Genomic DNA, 23023 nt, shown 5'->3' with positions numbered 1-23023 from the left:
CCGCTCCCACAACACGGCGCACCAACAATTGCAGCCATCGCCGCCGCCGCCGATACTCGGCGCGGTCATGAACCCGCTTTCCTCTTCCCTGTTGCAGCCCGCAACCGACATCCCGGTGATGGTCGGCTTCAGCGGCGGCCTGGACTCCACCGTGCTGCTGCATCTGCTGGCCAACGCCCCTGGACGCCAGCCCGCCAGCCTGCGCGCACTGCATGTGCACCACGGGCTGCAAAAGGCTGCCGATGACTGGCAAGAGCATTGCACCAACCTCTGTGCGCAGTGGGACATCCCGCTGCAGGTAGTGCATGTCGATGTTCCGCGCGACGCTGGCCAAGGGCTGGAAGCGGCCGCCCGCGATGCCCGCCACGCTGCCTTCAAAGCCCACCTGCGCGAAGGCGAATGGCTGGCCTTGGCCCATCACCAGGACGATCAGGCAGAAACCTTCCTGCTGCGCGCACTGCGCGGCGCCGGTGTCGATGGTCTAGCCGCGATGCAGGCGCAACGCAGCTTCGGGATCAACACCTTGTGGCGGCCGCTGCTGCAGGTAGCGCGCAGCGCACTAGAGACCTATGCCAGCCAGCATCAACTGCAGTGGATCGAGGACCCCAGCAACAGCAGTGTGGACTTCGACCGCAATTTCCTGCGCCTGCAGGTTCTACCACTGCTGCGTCAACGTTGGCCGCACGCCTCAGCTGCGATGGCCCGCAGCGCCGAGCTCGCGTCGCAGGCAGCGGCGCTGTTACACGAGAATGACGCAAATTTGTTGCTGCGTTGCCTGAGTGCAGGGAATGCACTGCAGTTGACCGAGCTCAACCAGCTCGCAGCCCCACAGCAAACCCGGGTATTGCGCTTATGGGCGAAGCAACAAGGACTGCCAGCACTGCCGGCCAATGGTGTACTGGCCATCCAACAACAACTGATGGCCGCTGGCCATGACCAGCAAGCCGAGTTCCGCTGGCAGCAGGCCCGCATCGTGCGCTGGCGTGACCAACTGCATGCAGTGCCCTTGATCAAGCCCTGGCCCGAGGGCTGGACGCGGGAGTGGGACGGCGCTGAACCAGTGGAGCTACCCGACGGCGGCAAATTGCTGCTGCGCGGCGCGGACGCCTTCGATGAACCGCTGCAACTGCGCCAACGTCACGGCGGCGAACGCATCCAGTTGCCCGGGCGCAGCCACAGCCACCAGCTCAAACACTGCCTGCAGCAAGCCGATGTGCCGCCATGGCTACGTGCTCAGCTGCCCTTGCTCTGCATTGGCGACAGCGTGCTGGCTGCAGCGGATCGGGTCATCTCGGCCCCGCTGCAGGATTGGCTACAGGTCCGCAGCGCATCCCTGGAGTGGCAATCGCCAGATCCGGTGAATTGACCCTTTCCCGCTGGCCGCTCACACTTGCGTCATGGCAAAGAAGTCCCCCAATGAAACCTCACCGGTCGCCCACTTCGAGCAATCACTCGAAGAACTGGAGCAGCTGGTAGAGAAGATGGAAGCTGGCGACCTGAGTCTGGACCAGTCGCTGACCGCTTACGAACGTGGCGTAGGTCTCTACCGCCAGTGCCAACAGGCGCTGGAACAGGCCGAGCTGCGCGTACGCCTGGTTACCGATCCGGCCCAGCCGGAGAAATCCGAACCCTTTGAAAGCAGCGGCAATGAAGACTGACGCCCTGCTCACCCGCTGGCTGGAACGCACCGAAGAACAGCTGCAGGACGCCCTGCCCGATCCGGAGCTCGCCCCACAACGCCTGCACCAGGCCATGCGCTATGCAGCGCTTGGTGGCGGCAAACGCATGCGGCCGATGCTGGTCTACGCCACCGGCTATCTGTTCGGCGCCGATGAGGCGCGCCTCGACGCCGCAGCGATCGCGGTCGAGTTCATCCACGCCTATTCGCTGGTGCACGACGACCTGCCCGCAATGGACGATGACGCCCTGCGTCGCGGCCGCCCGACCACCCATATCGCCTTTGACGAGGCCACCGCGATCCTTGCCGGTGATGCCTTGCAGACCCGCGCCTTTGAGATCCTCGCCGACGCCTGGATGCCACCGGCATTGGCGCTGAACTGCATGAAGACATTGGCCGGTGCCTCCGGTGCTGCCGGCATGTGCGGCGGGCAGGCGCTGGACATCGACGCCACCGGGCAGCAGCAGGCACTGGACGAGCTCAAGCGCATGCATGCGATGAAGACCGGTGCACTGATCCGCGCCGCAGTGCGCATGGGCGCACTGTGTGGTGAAGCCAGCGATGCCCAGCTTGCACAGCTGGACAGCTTCGCCGACACGCTGGGCCTGGCCTTCCAGATCCGCGACGACATCCTCGATGTCGAGGCCAGCTCCGAGCAGTTGGGCAAGACCGCCGGCAAGGACCAGGCGCAGGACAAGTCGACCTTCCCTTCATTGCTGGGCATGGACGGCGCCAAGGCCACCCTGGCCGAGCTGGCAACGGCAATGCAGGCGGCACTGATACCGTTCGGCCAGCGCGCGGCGGCATTGTCGGCATTGGCCGAGTTGACGGTGCGTCGCTCGCATTGAGCGCAACTGCTGGTCTTGTGCGAGCGGCGTAAGCCGCGAAGCTCACAAAGCAACAGCGCAAAGCCACCACCTCCCAACCCTGCCCTTGCCTTCGGCAAAGGGAAGGGGCAAAACGAGCGCTCTCTACCCAAACAAAAAGCCCGGGATTCCCCGGGCTTTTTGTCGAACAAACACCGCGCCGATTACTTGATCAGGCGGATGGTCATCGGGTAGCGGTAGGTCTCGCCCTTGTTGGCAGCCAGGCCAGCAAGAATCGCGAACACCAGGCCACCGATCCATGCCACGGCATAGGTCAGGAAGCCGATCAGCACCACCATCAGGATGCCGCTGATGAAGTAGGCGCCCAGCAGGGTCAGCTGGAAGTTCAGCGCTTCCTTGGAGTTGGCATTCAAGAAGGCCTTTTCCGGCTTGTCCTTGTTGATCAGCCAAACAATCAACGGCACGATGAAGCTGAAAAAGATGCCCGACAGGTGCACCAGCATCGCAATGCTGTTGTCGTCGGAAGCGCCTGCGCTGGTCGGTGCCGGCGGCGGAGTGGTCTGGTAATCGCTCATTGTTTCCCCAAGATCCTTGTAAAGGGTTTATCCGTAATGGCTGACAACTATAGGGAGCACATCAGCTCCCACGTAAGAATAGTCCGCTGTTTGGCAAGACTCCGTCAATCATTACCTGCCACGGTCATTTTCCCCACCAGGATCGAGCCGGTGGAAACATGCGAGCGCGGGTCCACATCGGTACCCACTGCTTCAATGCCGGCAAACATCTGCTTGAGGTTGCCAGCGATGGTAATGCCGTCAACCGGATAGGCGATCTGCCCGTTCTCGACCCAGAAGCCACCGGCTCCGCGTGAGTAATCACCGGTGATGCCATTCACGCCCTGCCCCATCAACTCGGTCACCAGTAGCCCCGTCCCCATACCCGACAGCATGGATGCGCGGTCGCCAGCATTGGCCTTCACTTTCAGGTTGTGCACGCCACCGGCGTTGGCCGTGGTCTGCAAGCCGAGCTTGCGCGCCGAGTAACTGCCCAGGATGTAACGCTGCAGAATACCGTCGGTAATCAAGGCCGAGTTGCGGGTTGCAACGCCTTCGCCGTCGTAAGAACTGGAGCGTAGGCCGCGACGCAGAAGCGGCAGTTCGTCGATGGCAAACCAGTCAGGGAACAGTTGGGTGTCCACGCTGTCGAGCAGGAAGCTGGCGCGGCGATACAGGGCGCCACCGGAGACCGCGCTGAGCAGGTGGCCGATCAGGGAGCGCGCCATTTCCGCAGCAAACAAGACCTGCACCTCGCCGGTCGGCAGCGATCGCGGCTGCAACCGGGCGACGGTACGCTCGGCCGCGCGCAGGCCCACCGCTGCCGGGTCGTCCAGGTCTTCGCGGGCGATGGCGCTGGTGTACCAACCGTCACGCTGCATGCCGTCGCCCTGGCCGGCGATCAGCGCACAGCCGATGGAATGGTGGCTGCTGCGGTCACGGCCGATAAAGCCATGCGAGTTGGCATACACCGACACGCTCTGCGCGGTGGAGGCCGAGGCACCGTCGGAATTGCTGATGCCGCTGTCGCTGGCACGGCCAGCCGATTCACAGGCCAGCGCCAGATCCAGCGCCTGTTCGGCACTCAACTCCCAGGGGTGCCAGCTGTCCAGGTCTGGGAACTCGGTGGCCATCAACGCCGGATCGGCCAGACCGGAGGCCGGGTCGTCCTCGGTATGGCGGGCGATGGCGCAGGCCTGGGCCACTGTGGCCTCCAGGCTGGCTTCCTGCAGGTCGGCGGTACTGGCGCTGCCCTTGCGCTGGCCGAAGTAAACGGTCACCGCGATGCCGCGGTCGTGGGTAGCTTCGACCGTCTCCACCTCGCCCAGGCGCACGTTCACGTCCAGCCCTCGGTCCTCGCTGCAGCTGACCTCGGCCTGGCTGGCGCCCATGGCGCGGGCCCGTTCCAGCAGGCGCTGGGAGATGCCGGTCAGGCGTTCCAGGCGCTGCAGGCTGTCGTCGACGGCAGGCTTATCGGTGCTAATGGCGTTCAATGCTTTATCCTTGGTGGCCAAATCCCTTCACATCTGCCCGGTCTTGCTTGACTGGCGGCGGCGTGACGTGGGTTTTTCGTGGAGCCCGGCGAGCGCCAGGCTTTCCTGTCATGAAGTTTAGTAGGTAGCAGTGCGATGCGCGGACGCGATCAAGAAACCGGTGAATTTTTGGGCGAAAGCCGTAGCCAGAACCGGCGCGAAGCGCTGGAAGTGCTGGCACTGGGCGAAACCCTGGTGGAGCTGACCCCGGCGCAGCTGGCGCGCCTGCCGATCCCCGAAGGCCTGCTGGAACACATCGAGTACTCCAAGCGCATCACCTCGCACGGCGCGCGCAAGCGCCAGCTGGCCTTCCTGGCCAAGCAGATGCGCCGCGAGGAAGACGAGACGCTGGACGCGATCCGCAACGCACTGGATGCCAACAGCGAGACCTCGCGCCGCGAAGTGGCGATCATGCACCGCATGGAGCGCTGGCGTGAACGGCTGCTGGCCGAAGGCGACGTCGCCCTTGGCGAACTGCTGGACGAGCATCCGGAGGCCGACCGCCAAGCCCTGCGCACGCTGGTGCGCAATGCGCTGGCCGAGAAGGCCAAGAACAAGCCGCCGCGCGCCTTCCGCGAGATCTACCAGGTGTTGCGCGAGCTGATGCTGGTGCCGGTATTGAGCGCGGCTGCGGAAGTTGGTGGCGGTGATGACGACGCTGCTGATGATGTTGAAGGTGAAGACGAGCAGGATTGATCTGGATTGAGGGGCGTTGCTGCTGGTTTGGTTCTGTAGCGAAAAGCTTCCCCTCATCCGCCCGTTTCGGGGCATCCCCGCCTTCGCGGGGACAGTCCCTTCTCCCGCTCGCGGGAGAAGGGACGGCTGGAATTTGGAATTTGGCGGAGTCAGCTCGAACTGCAGCTCTGCAATCCCTTCTCCCGTTTACGGGAGAAGGTGCCCGGAGGGCGGATGAGGGAGGCCCTTCAGCCTGAACCGTACCCTCAAGCCTGCGTACCACCCACCGTCAGCCCATCAATCAGCAACGACGGCTGGCCGACACCGACCGGCACGCTCTGCCCGTCCTTGCCGCAGATACCCACACCCTCATCCAGCGCCAGATCGTTGCCGATCATGCGCACCTTTTGCATGGTCTCCGGACCGTTGCCGATCAGGGTCGCCCCCTTCACCGGCGCAGTGATCTTGCCGTCCTCGATCAGGTAGGCCTCGGTGGCCGAGAACACGTACTTGCCGCTGGTGATGTCGACCTGGCCGCCACCGAAGTTGACCGCGTACAAGCCCTTCTTCACCGAGCGGATCATCTCTTCCGGGTCATGGTTGCCTGCGCGCATGTAGGTGTTGGTCATGCGCGGCATGGTCATGTGCGCGAACGACTCGCGGCGACCATTGCCAGTCGGCGCAACGCCCATCAAACGGGCATTGAGTGTGTCCTGCATGTAGCCGACCAGGATGCCGTCCTCGATCAACGTGGTGCACTGGGTCGGGGTGCCTTCGTCGTCGATATTGAGCGAACCGCGGCGCCCTTCCAGCGTGCCGTCATCAACAATGGTCACGCCCGGCGAGGCCACGCGCTCGCCGATACGGCCGGCGTAGACGCTGGTGCCCTTGCGGTTGAAATCACCTTCCAGACCGTGGCCTACCGCCTCGTGCAGCAGCACGCCGGGCCAGCCCGGGCCGAGCACCACCGGCATCACCCCGGCCGGCGCCGGAATGGCTTCAAGATTGACCAGTGCCTGGCGCAGCGCCTCGCGGGCGAAGGCTTCCGGGCGTTCACCGGCAAACAGTTCTTCATAGCTGTAGCGACCACCGCCACCGGCATAGCCGGACTCGCGGCGGCCGTTCTGCTCGACGATGACCTGTACGTTCAAACGCACCAGCGGGCGCACGTCAGCAGCCAACACGCCGTCGCTGCGCGCGATCAGCACCGTATCGACGCCGCCGGACAGGCTCACCATCACCTGCTGCACGCGGCTATCGGCCGCACGCAGGTAGCGATCCAGACGCTTGAGCACTTCCACTTTGGTCTCGTTGCCGATGCTGTCCACCGGGTCCAGCGCCGGGTACAGCGCGCGACCACTGCCGCGCACCAGCGAGCGCACGTTCTGCTCACCGCCCTCGCGGGAGATGGCGCGTGCCGACTGTGCAGCGGCCAGCAGGGCTGCCGGCTGGATATCGTCCGAGTAGGCAAAGCCAGTCTTTTCGCCGGCAATCGCGCGCACGCCCACGCCCTGCTCGATCGAATGCGCACCGTCCTTGACGATGCCGTCCTCCACGCTCCAGCTCTCGCGGCGCGAATGCTGGAAATACAGATCACCAAAGTCGATGCCCGGCCCCAGCAAGGTGCCAAAGGTGCGTTCAAGACGGTTGGCATCCAGTCCTGCGGGCAGCAGCAGGCGGGTTTCGGCGAGCGTGAGAGCGTTTTCGGTCATGACTATCCAGATGGGGGCAGGCTGGCCGCATGCAAGCCTGCACAGATTCAAGGGTTGCTGGCAGCGCCGGGCGTAACTACCGGGGGCGGCAGACGGACGGCGTCACGGTCCAGCACTTCGACCTTGGGGTCTTTCCATGGCCCGGTCACCTTGTAGGTCTTGGAGCCGATCTCGCCCAGCGGCTTGCCCAGCACCGCGTTGGCTGCGGCACCCACTGCCGCACCTACCGGACCACCGGCCACTGCACCCACCACGGTGAGCAGGTTGCCCGAACGCGGGTTCACGTCAATGGTCTGGTTGAACTGCTGGGCAACCAGGTCAGCCTGGCCGCGGATGGTGATCTCCGCTGCTGGCGCCTCGATGGCGACCTTGTCAGTACTGGCCTGGCCATCGCCAAAACGCATCGCGCCCTCGACATGATTGAATGCCAAGCCCTTGGAAAACAGGTCGCGGAAATCGAAAAGCAGCCGCCGTGGCAACTGCGCCACACTGAGCAGGCCGAGCACACGGCCGGCGCCGGGATCTACTTCCAGCAACTGGCCATTGCGCAGGTTCATGTCCATGCCGCCCTCCAGCGTGGCCAGGTTGAAGGCCATCGGCCCGCCCTGCCAACCGGTCTGCAGATTCACCTTGCCTTGGCCGCCACGCAATTGCCCTGCATAGCCAAGACGCTGCAACAAGTCGCCCAGGTCTTCACTCTGTACCTGCGCCGTTGCCTGGGTTCGTGCCTGCACGCCCATGCCACGCCACTCGCCGTGCACGTCGATGACCTGCTTGGGCGCGCGGATCGCCAGCTCCTGTACCTGCAGGCCGTCACTGGTCGGGCGCGTGCGTAGACGGGTCTGGCCAAGCTTGACCGTGGCGAATTGCAGGTCGTCGATATCAAGTGCCAGCGGCGGGATATTGGCCGGGTTGATTGGTTCGGCAGGGGTGTCGCTGGATTCGGCCGCGGCCGCCTTTGCTGCCTGCCAATGCACCCGCGACAGCTGCCCACTCACCGTGCCGCCGTCGGCGGTAGGTACCCGCAGGTTGCCGGCCAGGTCCGGCCCATCAAGCTGCACGGCAACCGCATCGGCACCGGGCCGCAGCTGCAGCCGTGTCTGCGCGAAGCGCCCGCCCACCATCAACAGCTGGTCAGCCAATACGTCAACTTGCTTGAGCGCTACACCACCGTCGTTGTCGCCACCGCGCGCCAGGCCGATCCATTCCAGCGCGTCCAGCGACGGGGTGCGGCCATTGACCACCAGCCCATCGGCCGGCGGCTCGTGATCGACCGTGTCGCTGCCCATCGTGACCTGCACGCCGGTCTTGCCGTTCTGGCTGCGCGCAGCCAAGGCCATCAGCTTGCCAAAGGAGACATCAATCCGCCCCGCCCCCATCGGCAAGGCTGCCTGCACGGTGGTTGCCAAGGCATCGGCGGCCGGCTTGTTCAATGGCGCCGGCAACTGCAGGCGGGTGCCCTGCAGGTCCGAACGCAAGGTCAGCAGGGTTGGCGGGCCAGTGCGCGCACCGGCCTGCTCCTTGGGCAGACTGACCCCGACCGTCCATGCCGAAGTGCCATGCACATAGGGTTTGAGCCAAGCCAGCTCCGGCGCGCGGTCCAGCAGCTTGCCTGCATCCAGATCCGCACTCAGCTCGGCCTCGAAGGCGTGCGCGGGATCCTTGACCGGCTTGCCGGCGCGCAGCGCCAGCATCCCATCGCGTTCCTGATGGCGTACCTGCAAAGCCGGCGCGTCGAAGCCTTCGCTGCTGTATTGGGCCTTGCCGCGCACCCCCTCGAACTGCAGGTCCCAGCGCTTGTCGGCCATGCGCACGTCGCGCAGATCGACGTCGCCCAGCAGATGTCCTCCGCCATCGTGGTGCAGCGGCAACAAGAGATCGAAATTGACCGCCGCCGGCCCGGCCACCGTCAGGTTGTCCAAAGTGTCGCCGTAACTGGCCTGCAATGGGCTCTGCCGCAGCATCGCCAGCAGGCGCGCGCTTTCGTCGACGGTACTGGCCTGCACCACCAGCTTGGAGTCGGCAAAGCTGGCGATACCCGCACGCAGGCGATCCACCTTGACCCCCGCCAGATCCCCGCGGCCAGCCAAATCAAAACCGCCACCGATGAAGTTGATATCGGCATTGACGTGCTGCATCAACGGCCACTCCTGCTGGAAGCGGATCGAGCCGTCATCGATATGCCCACCCGCCTCGAAGCGACCGTTGTTGCCGGTGAACGGCCAGTCGTCCAGGTCACCGACGGCCAAACCGGTGCCGCCGCGCAGGGTGCCATTCACCAGCGCCGCATCCAGCCACTCGATCGCCGCGTCGCTCATGCTTGAGCGCACCCAGAACTGCTTGGCAGCGGTCATCGGCACATCATCGATCTTGGCAGCCAGGCTGATCCATGGCCGGGTGCCGTCGCCCTGGAACCACAGGCCGCCACGCACATCGGCGGCGTAGTTCTGGCCCTGTACCCGCAATGCCGGCGTCCCTATCTGCCAACCGGCGCCTTCACGCCAGCCGACCAGATCACCGGAAAGCTGCAGCTCATGCAGCACCCCGAAGCCTGTCGGCCAATCAAAACGCACAACGTGGTCCGGCTTCAGACCCAGCGAAAACGCCTGTGCATCGCCTTCGAAATGACCGCGTAGACCAGTGACGCCGGGGCTGCCACCAACCGGCGCAAAACTGGCGTCCAGCAGTTCGCCACTGGCACGCAAGGGGCCATCGGCAGTACCGAGCACACTGATGTCGGCGAATTTCAACGACGGCTTGGAACGATGCAGCCAGTTCCGCAGGCTGGGCTCAAGGCGGTCGCTGAGCGCAAGCACCTGCAGCATCGGACCGGCATCGAGCTGCTTGCCCTGCACCGCATAGTGCTTGCCGCCTGCCAGCAGCAAGCCATCCAGTGACTGGGTATTGCTGTCGGTGGCAATCCGCAGCCTGGGCGCGTCCAGCCGCCAGCCGCCGTCAATCACTTTCCAGCGCGCGCGCAGCTGCAGCTTGTTGAAGGCGACGCTCGGTGCGGCAACACCCTGCAACGGCGCACCGGCAAGCTGCACATCGTCCAGTTCGCCCTCGGCACTGACCGCTACCACACGGTTGTCCTGCAGCTGCACCCAGCCCTGCAGTTCACCCTTGCCTTGGCGCAGCTGCACTCCGGCAAATTTCAACAACGAGGACCATGCACCCAGTTCGGCCGGATCAGCGGAGAACCAGGCCTGGCCATCACCGCGTTGGCGCTGGAAATCCAATACCACGGTAACCGGCGCGGCCTTGGTATTGATCCAGCCCTTTGCACCTACCCGCAGGCGCTCACCATCCACACGCAGGCGCAGGTCGATGCGCGGAATGCGGGTCTGCAGGCCGATCGACGGTGCCTGCACCTGAAGTTGACCGCCAATCACCTGCAGTTCGCCGAGCCTGCGCAGCGCGTCCAGCGGATCGCCGCCTGTCCTGGACTCGGGCAGACCACGCACCGACCAGCGGCCGTCATCGGCCCGCTGCAGGGTCAACGCCAGCCCGCGCAGGCGCAGCTCGGTCAGCGGCGCGCCGGGCAGCAGGCCCGAATACACCGCCACCAGTACTTCGGCCTGGCCGATGCGTACACCTTCGCCCTGACCCACCCGCAAACCATCGAGCTGCAGGATGGGGCCGCGTCGGGTCCAGTGGGTGTCCAGACTATCGAACGCAACCGGTTGCCCGGCGCGCTCACTGAGCCAGGCGGCAACCTTGTCTGGATGCGCCTCCACCATCGGCAGCAGCTGGCTGACGGTGCCAACCAGCAAGGCCACGCACACCAACGCGATCGCCAATGCCATCAAGGCATAGCGACGGAAGCGGCGCAGGCGGTGGCGCAACAACGTGGTCATCAGCTCACTTCGCGCTTCCGTGCGGCGAAGTGAGCCGGCTCAGAGCAGCACCACATCGAACTGCTCCTGCAGGTATTGGTCATCGGCCTGGAAGCGGATGCTTTTGCCGAGGAATTCCTCAAGCTCGGCCACCGCCGCCGACTCTTCGTCGGTTATGCGCGCGACCACCTTGCTCGATGCAATCACCAGCAGGCGCGCGGCTTCGAACTGGCGCACGGCGCGGGTGATCTCGCGGAAGATCTCGTAGGTGACGGTTTCGGCGGTCTTGATGCTGCCGCGGCCACTGCATTGCGGGCAGGTTTCCGACAGCTGCCGCTCCAGGCTTTCGACGGTGCGCTTGCGGGTCATTTCGACCAGGCCCAGCGGTGAGAAATCGTAAACCGTGGTCTTGGCGTGGTCGCGCGCCAGCGCTTTTTCCAGCGTGCGCAGCACCTGGCGGCGATGCTCGGCGTCATCCATGTCGATGAAGTCGATGATGATGATGCCGCCCAGATTGCGCAGCCGCAGCTGCCGAGCCACCGTCTGCGCCGCCTCCAGATTGGTGCGGAATACGGTTTCTTCCAGGTTGCGCTGGCCCACGAAGGAACCGGTATTGACGTCGATGGTGGTCATCGCCTCGGTCTGGTCGATGACCAGATAGCCACCGGACTTGAGCGGCACCTGCTTGTTCAAGGCACGGACGATTTCATCCTCGACCCCGAACATGTCGAAGATCGGGCGGTCGCCGGTATACAGCTCCAGCTTCTCGCCCAGCACCGGCATGTACTTGGCGACAAAGGCCTGCAGCTGGCCGAAGGTTTCCTTGGAGTCGACCTTGACCTTGTCCACGTCCTTGCGGATCAGGTCACGCACCGAGCGCAACGGCAGGCTCAGGTCTTCATAGATGATGCTGCACGGCGGCGCTTCGCGGCCGCGACGTTCCACCACCGCCCAAACCCGCGACAGATAGGAGATGTCTTCAGCCAAGGCCTCGGCCGGTTGGCCTTCGGCATTGGTGCGCACGATGTAGCCGTAGCCGCCGTGCTGGGCCGAGATCTCGGTGACCAGCGATTTCAGCCGCGCGCGCTCGCCCTCATCCTCGATGCGGGCCGAGACACCGACCATCTTCGACTGCGGCAGCAGCACCAGGTAACGCGAGGGAATGCTGATCTGCGTGGTCAGGCGCGCACCCTTGGTGCTGATCGGGTCCTTGACCACCTGCACCACCACGTCCTGGCCATCGCGCAGCAACTCCACGATCGGCACCGAGGACGGCAGCGGCAGGCTGGGCGCGGTTTCGTCGGTATCGGCCGCTACCGGCGCCGGACGCACCACGTCGTTGGCATGCAGGAACGCAGCACGGTCCAGGCCGACCTCGACGAAGGCCGCCTGCATGCCCGGCATCACCCGCTGCACCTTGCCCTTGTAGATGTTGCCGACCACACCACGGCGCCAACCGCGCTCGATGTGCAGCTCCTGCAACATGCCGTTCTCAATCACCGCCACGCGGGTTTCGCGCGGGGTGACGTTGACCAGAATTTCTTCAGACACGTCCTTCATTCCCCCTTGTCCATGGAATCCTCGCCCGCGCCCGCGGCAAATGCCGCCAGCAGCGCGGCGGTCTGTTGCAACGGCAGCCCCATCACCCCGGAGTAGCTGCCGGCCAAATGACTGATGAAACGCTCCGCCCCGCCCTGGATGGCATAGCCGCCAGCCTTGCCCATCGGCTCGCCGGTGGCGACGTAGGCCTGGATCTGCGCCGCGCTCATCGGCGCGAAGGTCACTTCCGAGATCACCGTTTCCAGCGCATGACGCCCCGCCGCAGCCAAGGCCACCACGGTGATCACCCGGTGCGTGCGCCCGGCCAGCGAGGCCAGCATGGCCGCTGCATCGTCGGTATCGGCCGGTTTCCCATAGACCCGGTCATCCAGCACGACCTCGGTATCGGAGCCCAGCACCACCGCCTGCGGATCGTCGGCGACCAGCGCCAGCCCCGCCCGCGCCTTGTCCAGCGCAACCCTGCGCACATAGGCCTCGGCCGCCTCACCCGGCGCACGCTGCTCCGGCACCTCCAGATCGAGGGCGCGGAAGGGCACATCAAGGCGGGACAGCAGTTCGTTGCGACGGGGAGAGCGGGAGGCGAGATAAAGCATCGTGAAAGCATAACCTGCGCCAGCAGCCTGAATGATGAGCATTGCTGGCAAAGTGACGGTGACCCCATCATGGCTCACCACCCGTTCATCGCTCTGTGTTCATTTTCACGATCCAGCCAAGGAGGATCACCATGCGCCGTACCGCCCTCGCCCCACTGCTGCTGTCCCTGTCACTCGCTCTGGGAGTCTCGATGACCGCTAATGCCCAAACCGTCCCGGCCGTGGTTGCCAGCGACGCGACCCTGTTGAACGTCTCCGCCCAGGCTGAGGCCCGCCGGGTACCGGATGTGGCCACACTGTCTGCCGGAGTGGTCACCCAGGCCGCCGATGGCAACGCCGCCATGCGCGACAACGCCGTGCAGATGGACAAGGTGATGGCGGCGATCAAGGCTGCCGGCATTGCCGAGCGCGACATCCAGACCAGCGGCATCAACCTCAGCCCGCAGTACCGCTACGCCGAGAACGAAGCGCCGAAGATCACCGGCTACCAGGCCAGCAACACCGTCAGCCTGAAGGTTCGCGACATCAGCAAGCTGGGCAAGGTGCTGGACAGCCTGGCCGCACAGGGCGCAAACCAGATCAACGGCCCCAGCTTCGAGATCGACCAGCCGGAACCGGTGTATGACGAAGCCCGCCTGGCCGCGCTGAAGAAGGCCCAGGCCCGCGCCGAGACCTATGCCAAGTCGCTGGGCCTGCGCGTGCGCCGCATCGTCAGCATTTCCGAAGGCAGCCAGGGCGGTTTCCGGCCGATGCCGATGATGGCCATGGCCGCTGGTCGTGCCAACAAGATGGAAATGGATACCGCGGTGTCTCCGGGCGAAACCACCGTCTCGGTCAACCTGGACGTTGTGTTCGAACTGGGCCGCTGAGCAACGCGGCCATTGCAATCGGAACGGCGCCTACGGGCGCCGTTCTTGTTTCAGCCACTTACCTTGGTGAGCTGGCCGGCATTTTTTGTGGGAGCGGCGCAAGCGACGAAGCTGGAACTATCGAACCCATCAGCAGCTGTGCCACCTGACGCGGCACCTGCTTCGCGGCTTTCGCCGCTCCCACAAGAGCCGGCCTTCGCACCCAAAAGCTGTCCGCCAGCTGACCAAATACAAGCCCCCTGCTTGCCGAACTCGCAAATAACAGGCGCACTGCAGCCACGGGACGCAAATCAGCAACCCCGTCCCGTGTCATCGCGCGTTGTTCTCTGTCACACGCCCACGCATGGAGGTGGAATATGGTCCGCACGCAACAACGCAGTCCTTCCCTGCACGTAGAACCCTCGCGCATCCTTGCCTACAGCACGGCCCTGGCCCTGCATGCATTTGCCTTGGGCTTGCTGTTGATTCCGCTGTCACAGGTACCGATCCACAACGAAGCGGTGCGTGAGCGTTGGCAGGTCCCCGACGTCAAACCCATCATCCCCAACCCGCCCACACCGCCGGTCGATGTACCGGTGACCCACAGTCCGTCACCGCCGCGGCAACCGGCGCTGGCGGCACCGGTGGACAACGCACCGATGCCGATCTTCGCTACCGAAGCGGTCGTCACCGCGCCGGTGGATGTTGCACCCGCGATCGACAACAGCCCGGCCATCGATCCAATCGGCGCATCCACACCGCTGCAGGGCGTGCAGCTGCGCTACCGCAACGCTCCGGCGCCGAGCTATCCGCGTGATGCACTGATCGCCGGCGCACAAGGCACGGTGACACTACGGGTCTTGGTGGATGTGGATGGTTCGCCGCTGGAAGTCAGCATCGAACGCAGCAGCGGCAACCGCAGCCTGGACAACGCCGCCCGCAGCCAGGTGCTGCGCCGCTGGAAGTTCCAACCCGCAACTGACGGTGGCCGTCCGGTACAGGCCTATGGCCTGATCCCGGTCGACTTCAAACTTGGCTAACAGTTCTGGCTACCGTTCATGGCAGCGAGTTGAGGTGCTGCCATGGGCACTGCCAGCCCAGCCCCAACAGCGAGCGTCGCCATGCTGGGAAAAGTTCGATAGCTTCCGCTCGCGCCATGTTGAGAGCTCGCTCGCCTTGTGCGAGCCGTGCTCGCGCCCTATACGTCACACCAGCTTGAACAACAGGCAAAAAAAACCCGCATCTCGCGATGCGGGTTTTCAATTAAAACTTGGCGCCCGAAGTTGGACTCGAACCAACGACCCCCTGATTAACAGTCAAGTGCTCTAACCGGCTGAGCTATTCGGGCGGGGAGGCGCATTCTATACGTTAATTACGCGCGATGGTAGGGGTGATTGGCCAACATCGCCGCTGCGCGATACAACTGCTCGGCTACGACCAGCCGAACGAGCATATGCGGCAAGGTCAGCGGGCCTATCGACCACTTCTCATCTGCCACTGCGGATACTTCTGCCGCGTGCCCTTCCGGGCCGCCAATCAGGAACGCCAGATCGCGCCCCTGCGTGCGCCAATGCTCCAAGCGCTGTGCCAGCTGCTCGGAACTGAGTTGGCGGCCTGGCACGTCCAACGCCACCACATAGGGATTCTTGGGCAGCGCGGCCAGTACCCGCTTACCCTCGTCCTCGATCGCACGCTTGGGATCGCGGCCCTTGCCGCGCAGTCCTGGCTCGATTTCGACCAGCTCCAACGGCAACCAATGCGACAGCCGCTTCTGGTATTCGGCAAACCCCTGCGCCACCCACGCCGGTGCGCGTTCGCCGGTGGCGATCAATCTGGCTTTCATGCATGGCCTCCTTTCAAACGGCACAAACGAAGACGGCGCCCTGCGGCGCCGTCACAGAAGCTGCGGCCTTCAGGCTCAGCCAGCATCCTGCTCGTCTTCGTCGTCATAGGCCGAGCGCGGCTGGTCGCCAACGGTCCACAGACGCTCCAGCGCATACAGCTCGCGCACGCGCGGCAGCATGACGTGGACGATGACGTCGCCCAGGTCGACCAGCACCCACTCAGCTTCGCGCTCGCCTTCCACGCCCAGCGGCATCACGCCCAGGTTCTTGGCAAAGCGCACCACTTCCTCACCGATCGACTTGACGTGACGGGTGGAGGTACCGGAGACCACCACCATGTAGTCAGCCACGCTGGACTTGCCACGCACATCGAGCTCGACGGCATCCCGGGCCTTGATCTCCTCAAGGGCGGAGTGAACGGACGCCAGCAGGGCCGGTACGGAGGGTGCCGGGCTGGGCATTTGGGTCTTGATGACTTGGGCTTCGGTGGTCAAAGCAGCAGAACTCGATGAATTAAGGGGAACGATTATAGAGAACATGGCCGCTGCCGGCATTCACGCCCGCGCGGCACTGCCATAAAGGCCTTGCGCAAGGATGTACCCGGCCACCGCCGAAGGCAACAAATCCCGCCATTGCCCGCCGCTGGCGATGGCGGCCCGCACCTCGGTCGCGGACTCGGCATGCAGCGGCTGGCGCAGCCGCCAGACCCGTCCTGCCGGGCTATCAATCAGACTTTCGGCCGAGCCGGCCCAAGCTCCGTCCAGCCGACGCGCCAGTTCCACTGGCAACTCACCGTCCAAGCCGCTGCCCGGTCGTTCAGCAACCACGATATGCGCAAGATCGAGCAGATGCTCCCATTCATGCCAGCTCGGCAGGCCGAGCAGGCTGTCCGCACCCATCAGCATCGCCAGTGGCCGCTGCGGGCCGATCTGGGCACGGATCTCACGCAGGGTGTCCACGGTCCACGACGGCACACCGGGCTGGCGCTCAGCGCGTTGCAGCTCGCGGGTATCCACCAACAGACTGGGTTCTCCCGCTACCGCCAGTGCCAGCATCTGCGCACGCTGGGCAGCATTGGCACCGGGCGGGGCACGGTGCGGCGGATCGGCGGCCGGCATCAGGTGCACCGGCACCTGCAGCTCGGCTGCAGCGCAGCGCGCGATGGCCAGATGGCCGTTATGAAACGGATCGAAGGTACCGCCGTACAGCAGCCACAGGCCGTCGTCTGCGCCAGCAGCTGCCGGCGACAGCCCCGTAGCACTCATTCAGCGCACACCACGGACGAGCAGACGCACCGCGCGGGCTTCCGCCAGTGCAACCAGCAGTCGCTCGAGAGCAAGCCATGGATCGCCCTCGGCCCGCCCCTTGGCCATGCGATCGACCTGCGAGGCCTCGGCGACAAAGCGCTCCCAGCGGCGGGGATCGGGGTGGCGCTGCAGGGCACGCTTGAACGGCGCCTGGCGCGACTCCCAGATACCCTTGGATTTCATTTCCGCGGCCAGGTTGCCGCCACTGGCCTGCACCCGGGCCAGCCCGGCGGTGATCAGCAGTTCACGGATCAGGATCGGCATCAATGCAGCCACCGCCTCGCCCTCGGCGCGCAAGCCAGCCACCATCCGCAGCACAGCTGGCGCCTGCCCGGAGAATGCAGCCTCACTCAGCCTGAAGACGTCGTAGCGCGCAGCATCGGCGACCAGCGACTCCATCCTGGCAACATCCAGCGGCTGGCCATCGGCCAACAACGCCAGCTTGTCGATTTCCTGGGCTGCGGCCAGCAGATTGCCTTCCACCCGCTCGCTCAAGCGTTGCACGGCCGCAGGATCGGCACGCAAACCCTTGCTGCGCAGGCGCCGCTCGATCCAGTCAGCCAGCTCATGCGGCTTGATCGCCCAAGCCACTGACAGCACGCCAACCTTGTTGACCGCCTCGGCCCATTTGCCCTGGTGTGCCTTACTCCATTCGCCAGCGGTGATCAGCAGCACCACATCCGGCGCAGGCCGTGCGCAGAAGTCGCTGATCACCTCAGCGCCCTCCTTGCCCGGCTTGCCATTGGGCAGGCGTACTTCGACCAGGCGGCGCGCACTGAACAGGCTGGGCGCGTTGAAACTGGAGGCCAACTGCCCCCAATCAAAATCGCGACCATCAGCATCAAACACTTCGCGCTCGCCAATGCCATCGGCACGCGCCTTGGCGCGCACCGCATCAGCAGCTTCAATCACCCGCAACAGCTCAGGGCCGGCGATCAGGTACACCGGCGCCAAGGGCTGCGAGGCTATCTGGCTGGCCAGTTGTTCCGGTCGCAGCTCCATTGTTCAGCCCCTATGCGTCTGCGTAGCGCCAGGACGCGTCAACTCAGTGCGCCCCACCCGCTGCGTCCTCCGCAGGCTTGGGTGCCTGCAGGGCTTTCTCCACATCGGCGCGGACCACGCTGTCGATACGGCGCAGGATCGAGGCAGACATTTCGCGACGCAGCTCATCGGCAAGGATTTCGCGCTCGGTGGTGGTACCGGTGGAATCCTGCGGCGGCGACACATAGTCGCGCGACAGCTCCACCGCCTGTTCCGGCACGATCACGCCGCCGTCCGGACGCAGGAACGAGAACACCACCGCGTAGCGCAGGCTGTATTCCTGGGCACGGCCTTGGCCGTCGATGGCGATGGGCAGGTCACCCCAGCGCTCGGAGCGGATCAGCAGCCGGGCGACGCCTGGCGTCTTGCCAGCCACAGCGAGCGTATCGCCGTCCTCCACCACGGTGGCACCAGAGGAGCGCAGGCCGCGGTTGAGGAACTTGACCAGCTCGCTGTAACGCACCGCTGAATCCACCTGCACCGCCGGCATATCGGCAGGCAGCGCGAGCTTGTTACGCAGATGGAAACCGCACCCAGTGAGGGTGGCAGCGAGAATCAGGGCAGTCAGGTATCGAGTCATGCACACAGTCTGGAGGAGCCGGCCGGGAGCGGCAACAGGCAGCAAGCCTGCCTGATGCCGCGTGAACTGCACTTGAGATACCCGTTGCGGCTTACGCCGCAACGATGTTGACGATCTTGCCTGGCACGATGATGACCTTGCGGATCGTCAACCCGACCAGGAACTTGGCCGTGTTCGGCTCGTCCTTGGCCAGGGTTTCGATCAGCTCGCGCGAGGTATCGGCGGCCACGTCGATGGTGCCACGCAACTTGCCGTTAACCTGCACCGCCAGGGTCAGCGAATCCTTGACCAGCGCAGCGGTATCCACCTGCGGGAACGGCTGGTCCTCGAGCAGGGTCTGCGCGTGGCCCAACAGCTGCCACATCGCATGGCAGGCATGCGGGGTGATCGGGTTCAGCAGCAGCACTGCTGCCTGCAGGGCTTCCTGACGCACCGCACGGCCCTGTTCGCTGGCATCGTCGAATTTGGCAAGGGTGTTGAGCAGCTCCATCACCGCGGCGATGGCGGTATTGAAGGCGTGACGGCGACCGTAGTCGTCACTGACCTTGCTGATGGTTTCGTGGGTCTTGCGACGGATCGCCTTCTGCTCGGTAGTCAGCGCAGCAGCATCCAGGGCCGGCGCAGCGCCGTCGGCGGCGTGCTTGTGCACCATTGCCCACAGCCGGCGCAAGAAGCGCGCCATGCCGTCGACGCCGGCCTCGTTCCATTCCAGCGACTGTTCCGGCGGCGCAGCGAACATCGAGAACAGGCGTACGGTGTCAGCGCCGTACTTGGCCACCATGGTCTGCGGGTCGACGCCGTTGTTCTTGGACTTGGACATCTTCTCGACGCCGCCGATCACCACCGGCTGGCCGTCTTCACGCAGGGTCGCGCCAGTGATGCGGCCGCGTTCGTCGCGCACCGTGTCCACGTCGGCCGGATTGAACCAATCCTTGGAACCGTCGCTGTTCTGGCGATAGAAGGTCTCGGCGATGACCATGCCCTGGCACAGCAGGTTCTGCGCCGGCTCGTTGCTGTCCACCATGCGCGCATCGCGCATCAGCTTGTGGAAGAAACGGAAATACATCAGGTGCAGGATGGCGTGTTCGATGCCACCGATGTATTGGTCGACCGGCAACCAATAGTTGCCACGCTTGTCCACGGCTTCGCGAGCACCTGGCGAGGTGTAGCGGGCGTAGTACCAGCTCGACTCCATGAAGGTGTCGAAGGTATCGGTTTCGCGCTCGGCCGCGCCACCGCAGTCCGGGCAGGTGGTCTTGCGCCATTCCAGGTCAGCCTTGATCGGCGAACCGGTTCCATTCAGCGTCACGTCTTCCGGCAGGATCACCGGCAACTGGTCTTCCGGCACCGGCACCGCGCCACATTTGTCGCAGTAGATCACCGGGATCGGGCAACCCCAATAGCGCTGGCGGCTCACGCCCCAGTCGCGCAGACGGTAATTGACGCGGCGCTGGCCCTGGGCCTTGCGCTCGAAACGCTCGGCCAGTGCCTCGAACGCGCCCTGGAAATCCAGGCCATCGAACTCGGCGGAATTGACCAACTCGGTTTCGCGGGTCTTGTCGCCGTACCAGTCCTGCCAGCGGCTGTCGTCGTAGCTGCGCTCGTCGTCGTTCTTCGGCGACTTCAGCGCGATGACCTGCAGCTTGGGCAGCTTGTACTTGGTGGCGAACTCGAAATCACGCTGGTCGTGGCCCGGAACGGCCATTACCGCGCCGGTGCCGTAGCCCATCAGCACGAAATTGGCGACCCAGATCGGCACCTGCTCGCCGCTGACCGGATTGATGGCCTTCAGGCCGGTGTCCATGCCGCGCTTTTCCTGGGTTTCCAGCTCTGCTTCGGAGACGCCACCCTGCTTCAGCTCAGCCAGCATGGCGGCCAGCTGCGGATTGTTCTTTGCGGCATGCACGGCCAGCGGGTGTTCGCCGGCAATGGAGACGAAGCTCACGCCCATCACCGTGTCCGGGCGGGTGGTGAACACGCGCAGCGAATCCAGTGCAGCGCCATCCACATCACGCACGTCGAACTGGATTTCCAGGCCCTCGGAGCGACCGATCCAGTTGCGCTGCATGGTCTTGACCGAATCCGGCCAGCCCGGCAATTCGTCCAGGCCGTCCAGCAGCTCCTGGGCGTAATCGGTGATTCGCAGGAACCACTGCGGGATCTCGCGCTTCTCGACCAGTGCGCCGGAACGCCAGCCGCGGCCATCGATGACCTGCTCGTTGGCCAGCACGGTGTTGTCGACCGGGTCCCAGTTCACCACCGAATTGCGGCGGTAAGCCAAGCCCTTGCGCATCAGACGGGTGAACATGCGCTGCTCGTGGACGTAGTAATCCGGCGTGCAGGTAGCGAATTCGCGCGACCAGTCGATCGCATAGCCCAGCGACTTGAGCTGGCTGCGCATGTGGCCGATGTTGGCGTAGGTCCACTTGGCCGGCGCGGTCTTGTTCTTGATCGCGGCGTTTTCGGCCGGAAGACCGAAAGCATCCCAGCCCATCGGCTGCAGCACGTTATGGCCAGTCATGCGCTTGTAGCGGCTGATGACGTCGCCAATGGTGTAGTTGCGCACATGGCCCATGTGCAGTGCACCGGACGGGTACGGAAGCATCGACAAGCAGTAGAACTTGGGCTTGTCCGAGGTTTCGTTTACCTCGAATGCTTTCTCGGCCTCCCAGAACTTCTGGGCGGCGGCTTCAACCTGCTGGGGATCGTAGATATTCGGTTCGACGCTGGACATGTCAACGCTGGGCAACGGCAAAGCGGCAAAGGGTACCGCAGTGCATCATTGCACTCCAATCCGGGCGCGGACCAGCATCCAGCAAGAATCGCAGGTCATTGAAATATAGAGCTTTTAATAAACCAGCAGATTCTCGGGCCAGCGCCGGGCGCGTCGCTTGCGCGTTCGCTGCCCCGCCAGTGGGGTAATTGTGCCGCGCCACTCAGCTGCGCGGCGGTGCCAGCCGGGCGGCGCCAAACAGCCATACCAGCCAACCCAGGAACGCCAAACGCTGCGCCATGGCTACCGGCATGGCGACCTCGAACAGGAAGGCACTGCAGACAGCCCAAAGCGCGCAGACCACGGTCAGTGTCGACAAGGACCGCCAGCCACTGGCCTTGCCTGCCCCAAAGCGCAGGGTGATGGCGGCAGCAGTGAACGCCAGCAGCCACAGCAACCAGGCGCTGGCGTGGAACTGGCTGGCGCGGTTCTCGATATCCTCCACATCCAGCGGAAACAGCCCCATCGCGGCAAAGGCGATGGCGGCCAACAGCAGCATCTGCCCACCTACCCGCAGCGGACGCGGCGCGCTGGCCGGCATGCGCAGGATCAGGTCCAGCATCGCTATCGCCGCCAGCAGGCCTGGCACCACGAAGCCAAGCAGACTGAAGGTGGTGCCACCAGGGATGCCACGAGCGCCCAGCAAGGACACCGGGTGCAACATCTGGTCGTAGCCGTGCAGCTGCGCACCGAAGCCCGCCACCGCGGCAATGAACACCGCCGCCGCCGCGGGACCAGCCCAGGCCATTACATTGTTCCACTTCAACACAGCACACCTTGTCCCGCTCTGGCCGGGGCACAGCTGCCACGACTACCAGCCGCCATTGTGCGGGTTACGACCGACAATGACATCGGCCGCATGCTTTGGCTGCCAGCACTCAGCCGCCAGTCACAGCGATTTCCACCCGGCGGTTCGGCGCCAGACAGTCCAGCAGTGCTGCGCCGGCAGTGTCGTCACACTGCACCAGGGGCGCGCTGTTGCCGCGTCCTTCGGCATGGATCGCGGCAGCGGGAATACCTTGCTGCACCAGATAGCTGCGCACGCTCTGTGCGCGCCGCCGCGACAACTCCATGTTGTAGGCATCACTGCCGATGCGATCGGTGTAGCCGATGATGTTCAGCGTCTCCGTCGCAGTGCTGGCACTGAGTGCTTGCACGAACTCATCAAGCTTTGCCCTGCCTGCGGCTGATAAATTGGCACTGTCAAAGGCGAACAGAGCGTCAGCCGACAGCCGCAGCGGCGCCACCGCCGGTGGTGGCGGAGGCGGCGCCGGCGCAACGGGGGCGGGAGCCGGTTCCAGCAGGGCCGCGCAGCTGCCCGGCTTCCATCCCTGCCCAGTGGCCACACCTTTGGAATCGAACCTGACCTGGAACTGGCATTGGATCGGCTCAGCGCCAACCGAGCGACGGAAGTTGAATACATAATTCCACTCGCGCACACCCCACAAACCCTCGTTGAACTGTGGCGTACCCAGCAACTCCTGGATCTGACGCTTGTTCATGCCTGGCGCGTACTGGCGCAGGTTGTCCAGATTCACATAGGTGCCGCCCGCGGGATAGGCGCGAGCCGGGTCCGGAAACTCCTCTCGCACGTTGTCCTTGCCACAGGCGGTCAGCGTTGCCAGCAAGACAAGTGCGGTCCATTTCCTGTTCATAACGTCCT

The 23023-nt window shown here is 64.6% G+C and carries 20 protein-coding genes and 1 tRNA gene; 6 read left to right on the top strand and 15 right to left on the bottom strand.

From position 1 onward, the window contains the following. Positions 1–67 precede the first annotated feature (67 nt). Genes tilS through ACVOMF_RS05740 form a run of 3 tightly spaced genes read left to right on the top strand, consistent with a single transcriptional unit; the run spans position 68 to position 2526 of the window. Positions 68–1366 carry a tRNA lysidine(34) synthetase TilS gene (gene tilS / locus ACVOMF_RS05750; RefSeq protein ID WP_481508406.1) on the top strand — a complete coding sequence of 433 codons (1299 nt, stop codon included), beginning with the start codon at positions 68–70 and terminating at the stop codon, positions 1364–1366. A gap of 31 nt (positions 1367–1397) precedes the next feature. Beyond that, entirely contained in the window at positions 1398–1658 is a 261-nt protein-coding gene (locus ACVOMF_RS05745; RefSeq protein WP_282269773.1) for an exodeoxyribonuclease VII small subunit, read from the top strand. After that, on the top strand, positions 1648–2526 hold the full coding sequence (locus ACVOMF_RS05740) for a polyprenyl synthetase family protein (protein ID WP_481508405.1): 879 nt from the start codon (positions 1648–1650) through the stop codon (positions 2524–2526). Before ACVOMF_RS05745 ends, ACVOMF_RS05740 begins: the two co-directional genes overlap by 11 nt. 182 nt (positions 2527–2708) lie before the next feature. Here ACVOMF_RS05740 and ACVOMF_RS05735 read toward each other — a convergent pair whose 3' ends face one another. After that, on the bottom strand, positions 2709–3080 hold the full coding sequence (locus ACVOMF_RS05735) for a DUF4870 domain-containing protein (protein WP_481508404.1): 372 nt from the start codon (positions 3078–3080) through the stop codon (positions 2709–2711). 104 nt (positions 3081–3184) lie between these two features. Next, positions 3185–4552 (bottom strand): metalloprotease PmbA, encoded by a 1368-nt coding sequence (pmbA, locus tag ACVOMF_RS05730; RefSeq protein WP_481508403.1) that lies wholly within the window; start codon positions 4550–4552, stop codon positions 3185–3187. Positions 4553–4687: 135 nt separating this feature from the next. On the opposite strand from pmbA, the gene yjgA reads away from it, so the two are divergent. After that, positions 4688–5287 (top strand): ribosome biogenesis factor YjgA, encoded by a 600-nt coding sequence (gene yjgA, locus ACVOMF_RS05725; protein WP_481508402.1) that lies wholly within the window; start codon positions 4688–4690, stop codon positions 5285–5287. A 245-nt stretch (positions 5288–5532) separates the two neighbouring features. Here the strand turns inward: yjgA and tldD are convergent, their stop codons facing one another. From tldD to ACVOMF_RS05705, 4 genes are read right to left on the bottom strand one after another with little or no spacing between them, the layout of a single operon-like run. Then, positions 5533–6978 carry a metalloprotease TldD gene (gene tldD, locus ACVOMF_RS05720; protein WP_481508401.1) on the bottom strand — a complete coding sequence of 482 codons (1446 nt, stop codon included), beginning with the start codon at positions 6976–6978 and terminating at the stop codon, positions 5533–5535. Positions 6979–7025: 47 nt separating this feature from the next. Next, positions 7026–10835, bottom strand: a complete 3810-nt coding sequence (locus tag ACVOMF_RS05715) for a YhdP family protein (RefSeq protein WP_481508400.1) — start codon at positions 10833–10835, stop codon at positions 7026–7028. Positions 10836–10874: 39 nt separating this feature from the next. After that, positions 10875–12365, bottom strand: coding sequence for a ribonuclease G (gene rng, locus ACVOMF_RS05710; protein WP_057627141.1), 1491 nt, complete (start codon positions 12363–12365; stop codon positions 10875–10877). A gap of 5 nt (positions 12366–12370) precedes the next feature. Then, complete coding sequence (locus ACVOMF_RS05705) at positions 12371–12967, bottom strand: Maf family nucleotide pyrophosphatase (RefSeq protein ID WP_481508419.1); 597 nt, start codon at positions 12965–12967, stop codon at positions 12371–12373. 131 nt (positions 12968–13098) lie between these two features. Here ACVOMF_RS05705 and ACVOMF_RS05700 point away from each other — a divergent pair, with 131 nt between their 5' ends. Both ACVOMF_RS05700 and ACVOMF_RS05695 read left to right on the top strand, forming a co-directional pair. Beyond that, a complete protein-coding gene (locus ACVOMF_RS05700) occupies positions 13099–13836 on the top strand; it encodes an SIMPL domain-containing protein (protein ID WP_481508399.1) in 738 nt (245 codons plus the stop codon). A 356-nt stretch (positions 13837–14192) separates the two neighbouring features. Beyond that, entirely contained in the window at positions 14193–14855 is a 663-nt protein-coding gene (locus tag ACVOMF_RS05695; RefSeq protein ID WP_481508398.1) for an energy transducer TonB, read from the top strand. Between the two features lie 231 nt (positions 14856–15086). On the opposite strand, the gene ACVOMF_RS05690 is transcribed toward ACVOMF_RS05695, so the two are convergent. The 9 genes from ACVOMF_RS05690 to ACVOMF_RS05650 form a co-directional block, all read right to left on the bottom strand. Next, positions 15087–15163: transfer RNA gene (locus ACVOMF_RS05690), tRNA-Asn, on the bottom strand. Positions 15164–15187: 24 nt separating this feature from the next. Then, complete coding sequence (gene rlmH / locus ACVOMF_RS05685) at positions 15188–15658, bottom strand: 23S rRNA (pseudouridine(1915)-N(3))-methyltransferase RlmH (RefSeq protein ID WP_057627097.1); 471 nt, start codon at positions 15656–15658, stop codon at positions 15188–15190. A 75-nt stretch (positions 15659–15733) separates the two neighbouring features. Continuing rightward, positions 15734–16153, bottom strand: coding sequence for a ribosome silencing factor (rsfS, locus tag ACVOMF_RS05680; protein ID WP_282269796.1), 420 nt, complete (start codon positions 16151–16153; stop codon positions 15734–15736). A 60-nt stretch (positions 16154–16213) separates the two neighbouring features. Next, the gene (gene nadD, locus ACVOMF_RS05675) at positions 16214–16924 is read right to left on the bottom strand and encodes a nicotinate-nucleotide adenylyltransferase (protein WP_481508397.1); all 711 of its coding nucleotides are present in this window, start codon (positions 16922–16924) and stop codon (positions 16214–16216) included. After that, a complete protein-coding gene (gene holA, locus ACVOMF_RS05670) occupies positions 16925–17968 on the bottom strand; it encodes a DNA polymerase III subunit delta (protein ID WP_481508396.1) in 1044 nt (347 codons plus the stop codon). 43 nt (positions 17969–18011) lie between these two features. Continuing rightward, positions 18012–18587: an LPS-assembly lipoprotein LptE gene (locus ACVOMF_RS05665; protein WP_481508395.1), complete on the bottom strand. Its 576-nt coding sequence runs from the start codon at positions 18585–18587 to the stop codon at positions 18012–18014. 91 nt (positions 18588–18678) lie between these two features. Next, the gene (gene leuS / locus ACVOMF_RS05660; protein WP_481508394.1) at positions 18679–21321 is read right to left on the bottom strand and encodes a leucine--tRNA ligase; all 2643 of its coding nucleotides are present in this window, start codon (positions 21319–21321) and stop codon (positions 18679–18681) included. A gap of 202 nt (positions 21322–21523) precedes the next feature. Continuing rightward, positions 21524–22126: a DUF998 domain-containing protein gene (locus ACVOMF_RS05655; RefSeq protein WP_481508393.1), complete on the bottom strand. Its 603-nt coding sequence runs from the start codon at positions 22124–22126 to the stop codon at positions 21524–21526. A gap of 112 nt (positions 22127–22238) precedes the next feature. After that, positions 22239–23015, bottom strand: a complete 777-nt coding sequence (locus ACVOMF_RS05650; protein ID WP_481508392.1) for an outer membrane protein assembly factor BamE — start codon at positions 23013–23015, stop codon at positions 22239–22241. Positions 23016–23023: the final 8 nt, after the last annotated feature.

The organism is Stenotrophomonas sp. STEN022 (assembly GCF_056760155.1).
This window is presented reverse-complemented; position numbering and strand designations above follow the sequence as displayed.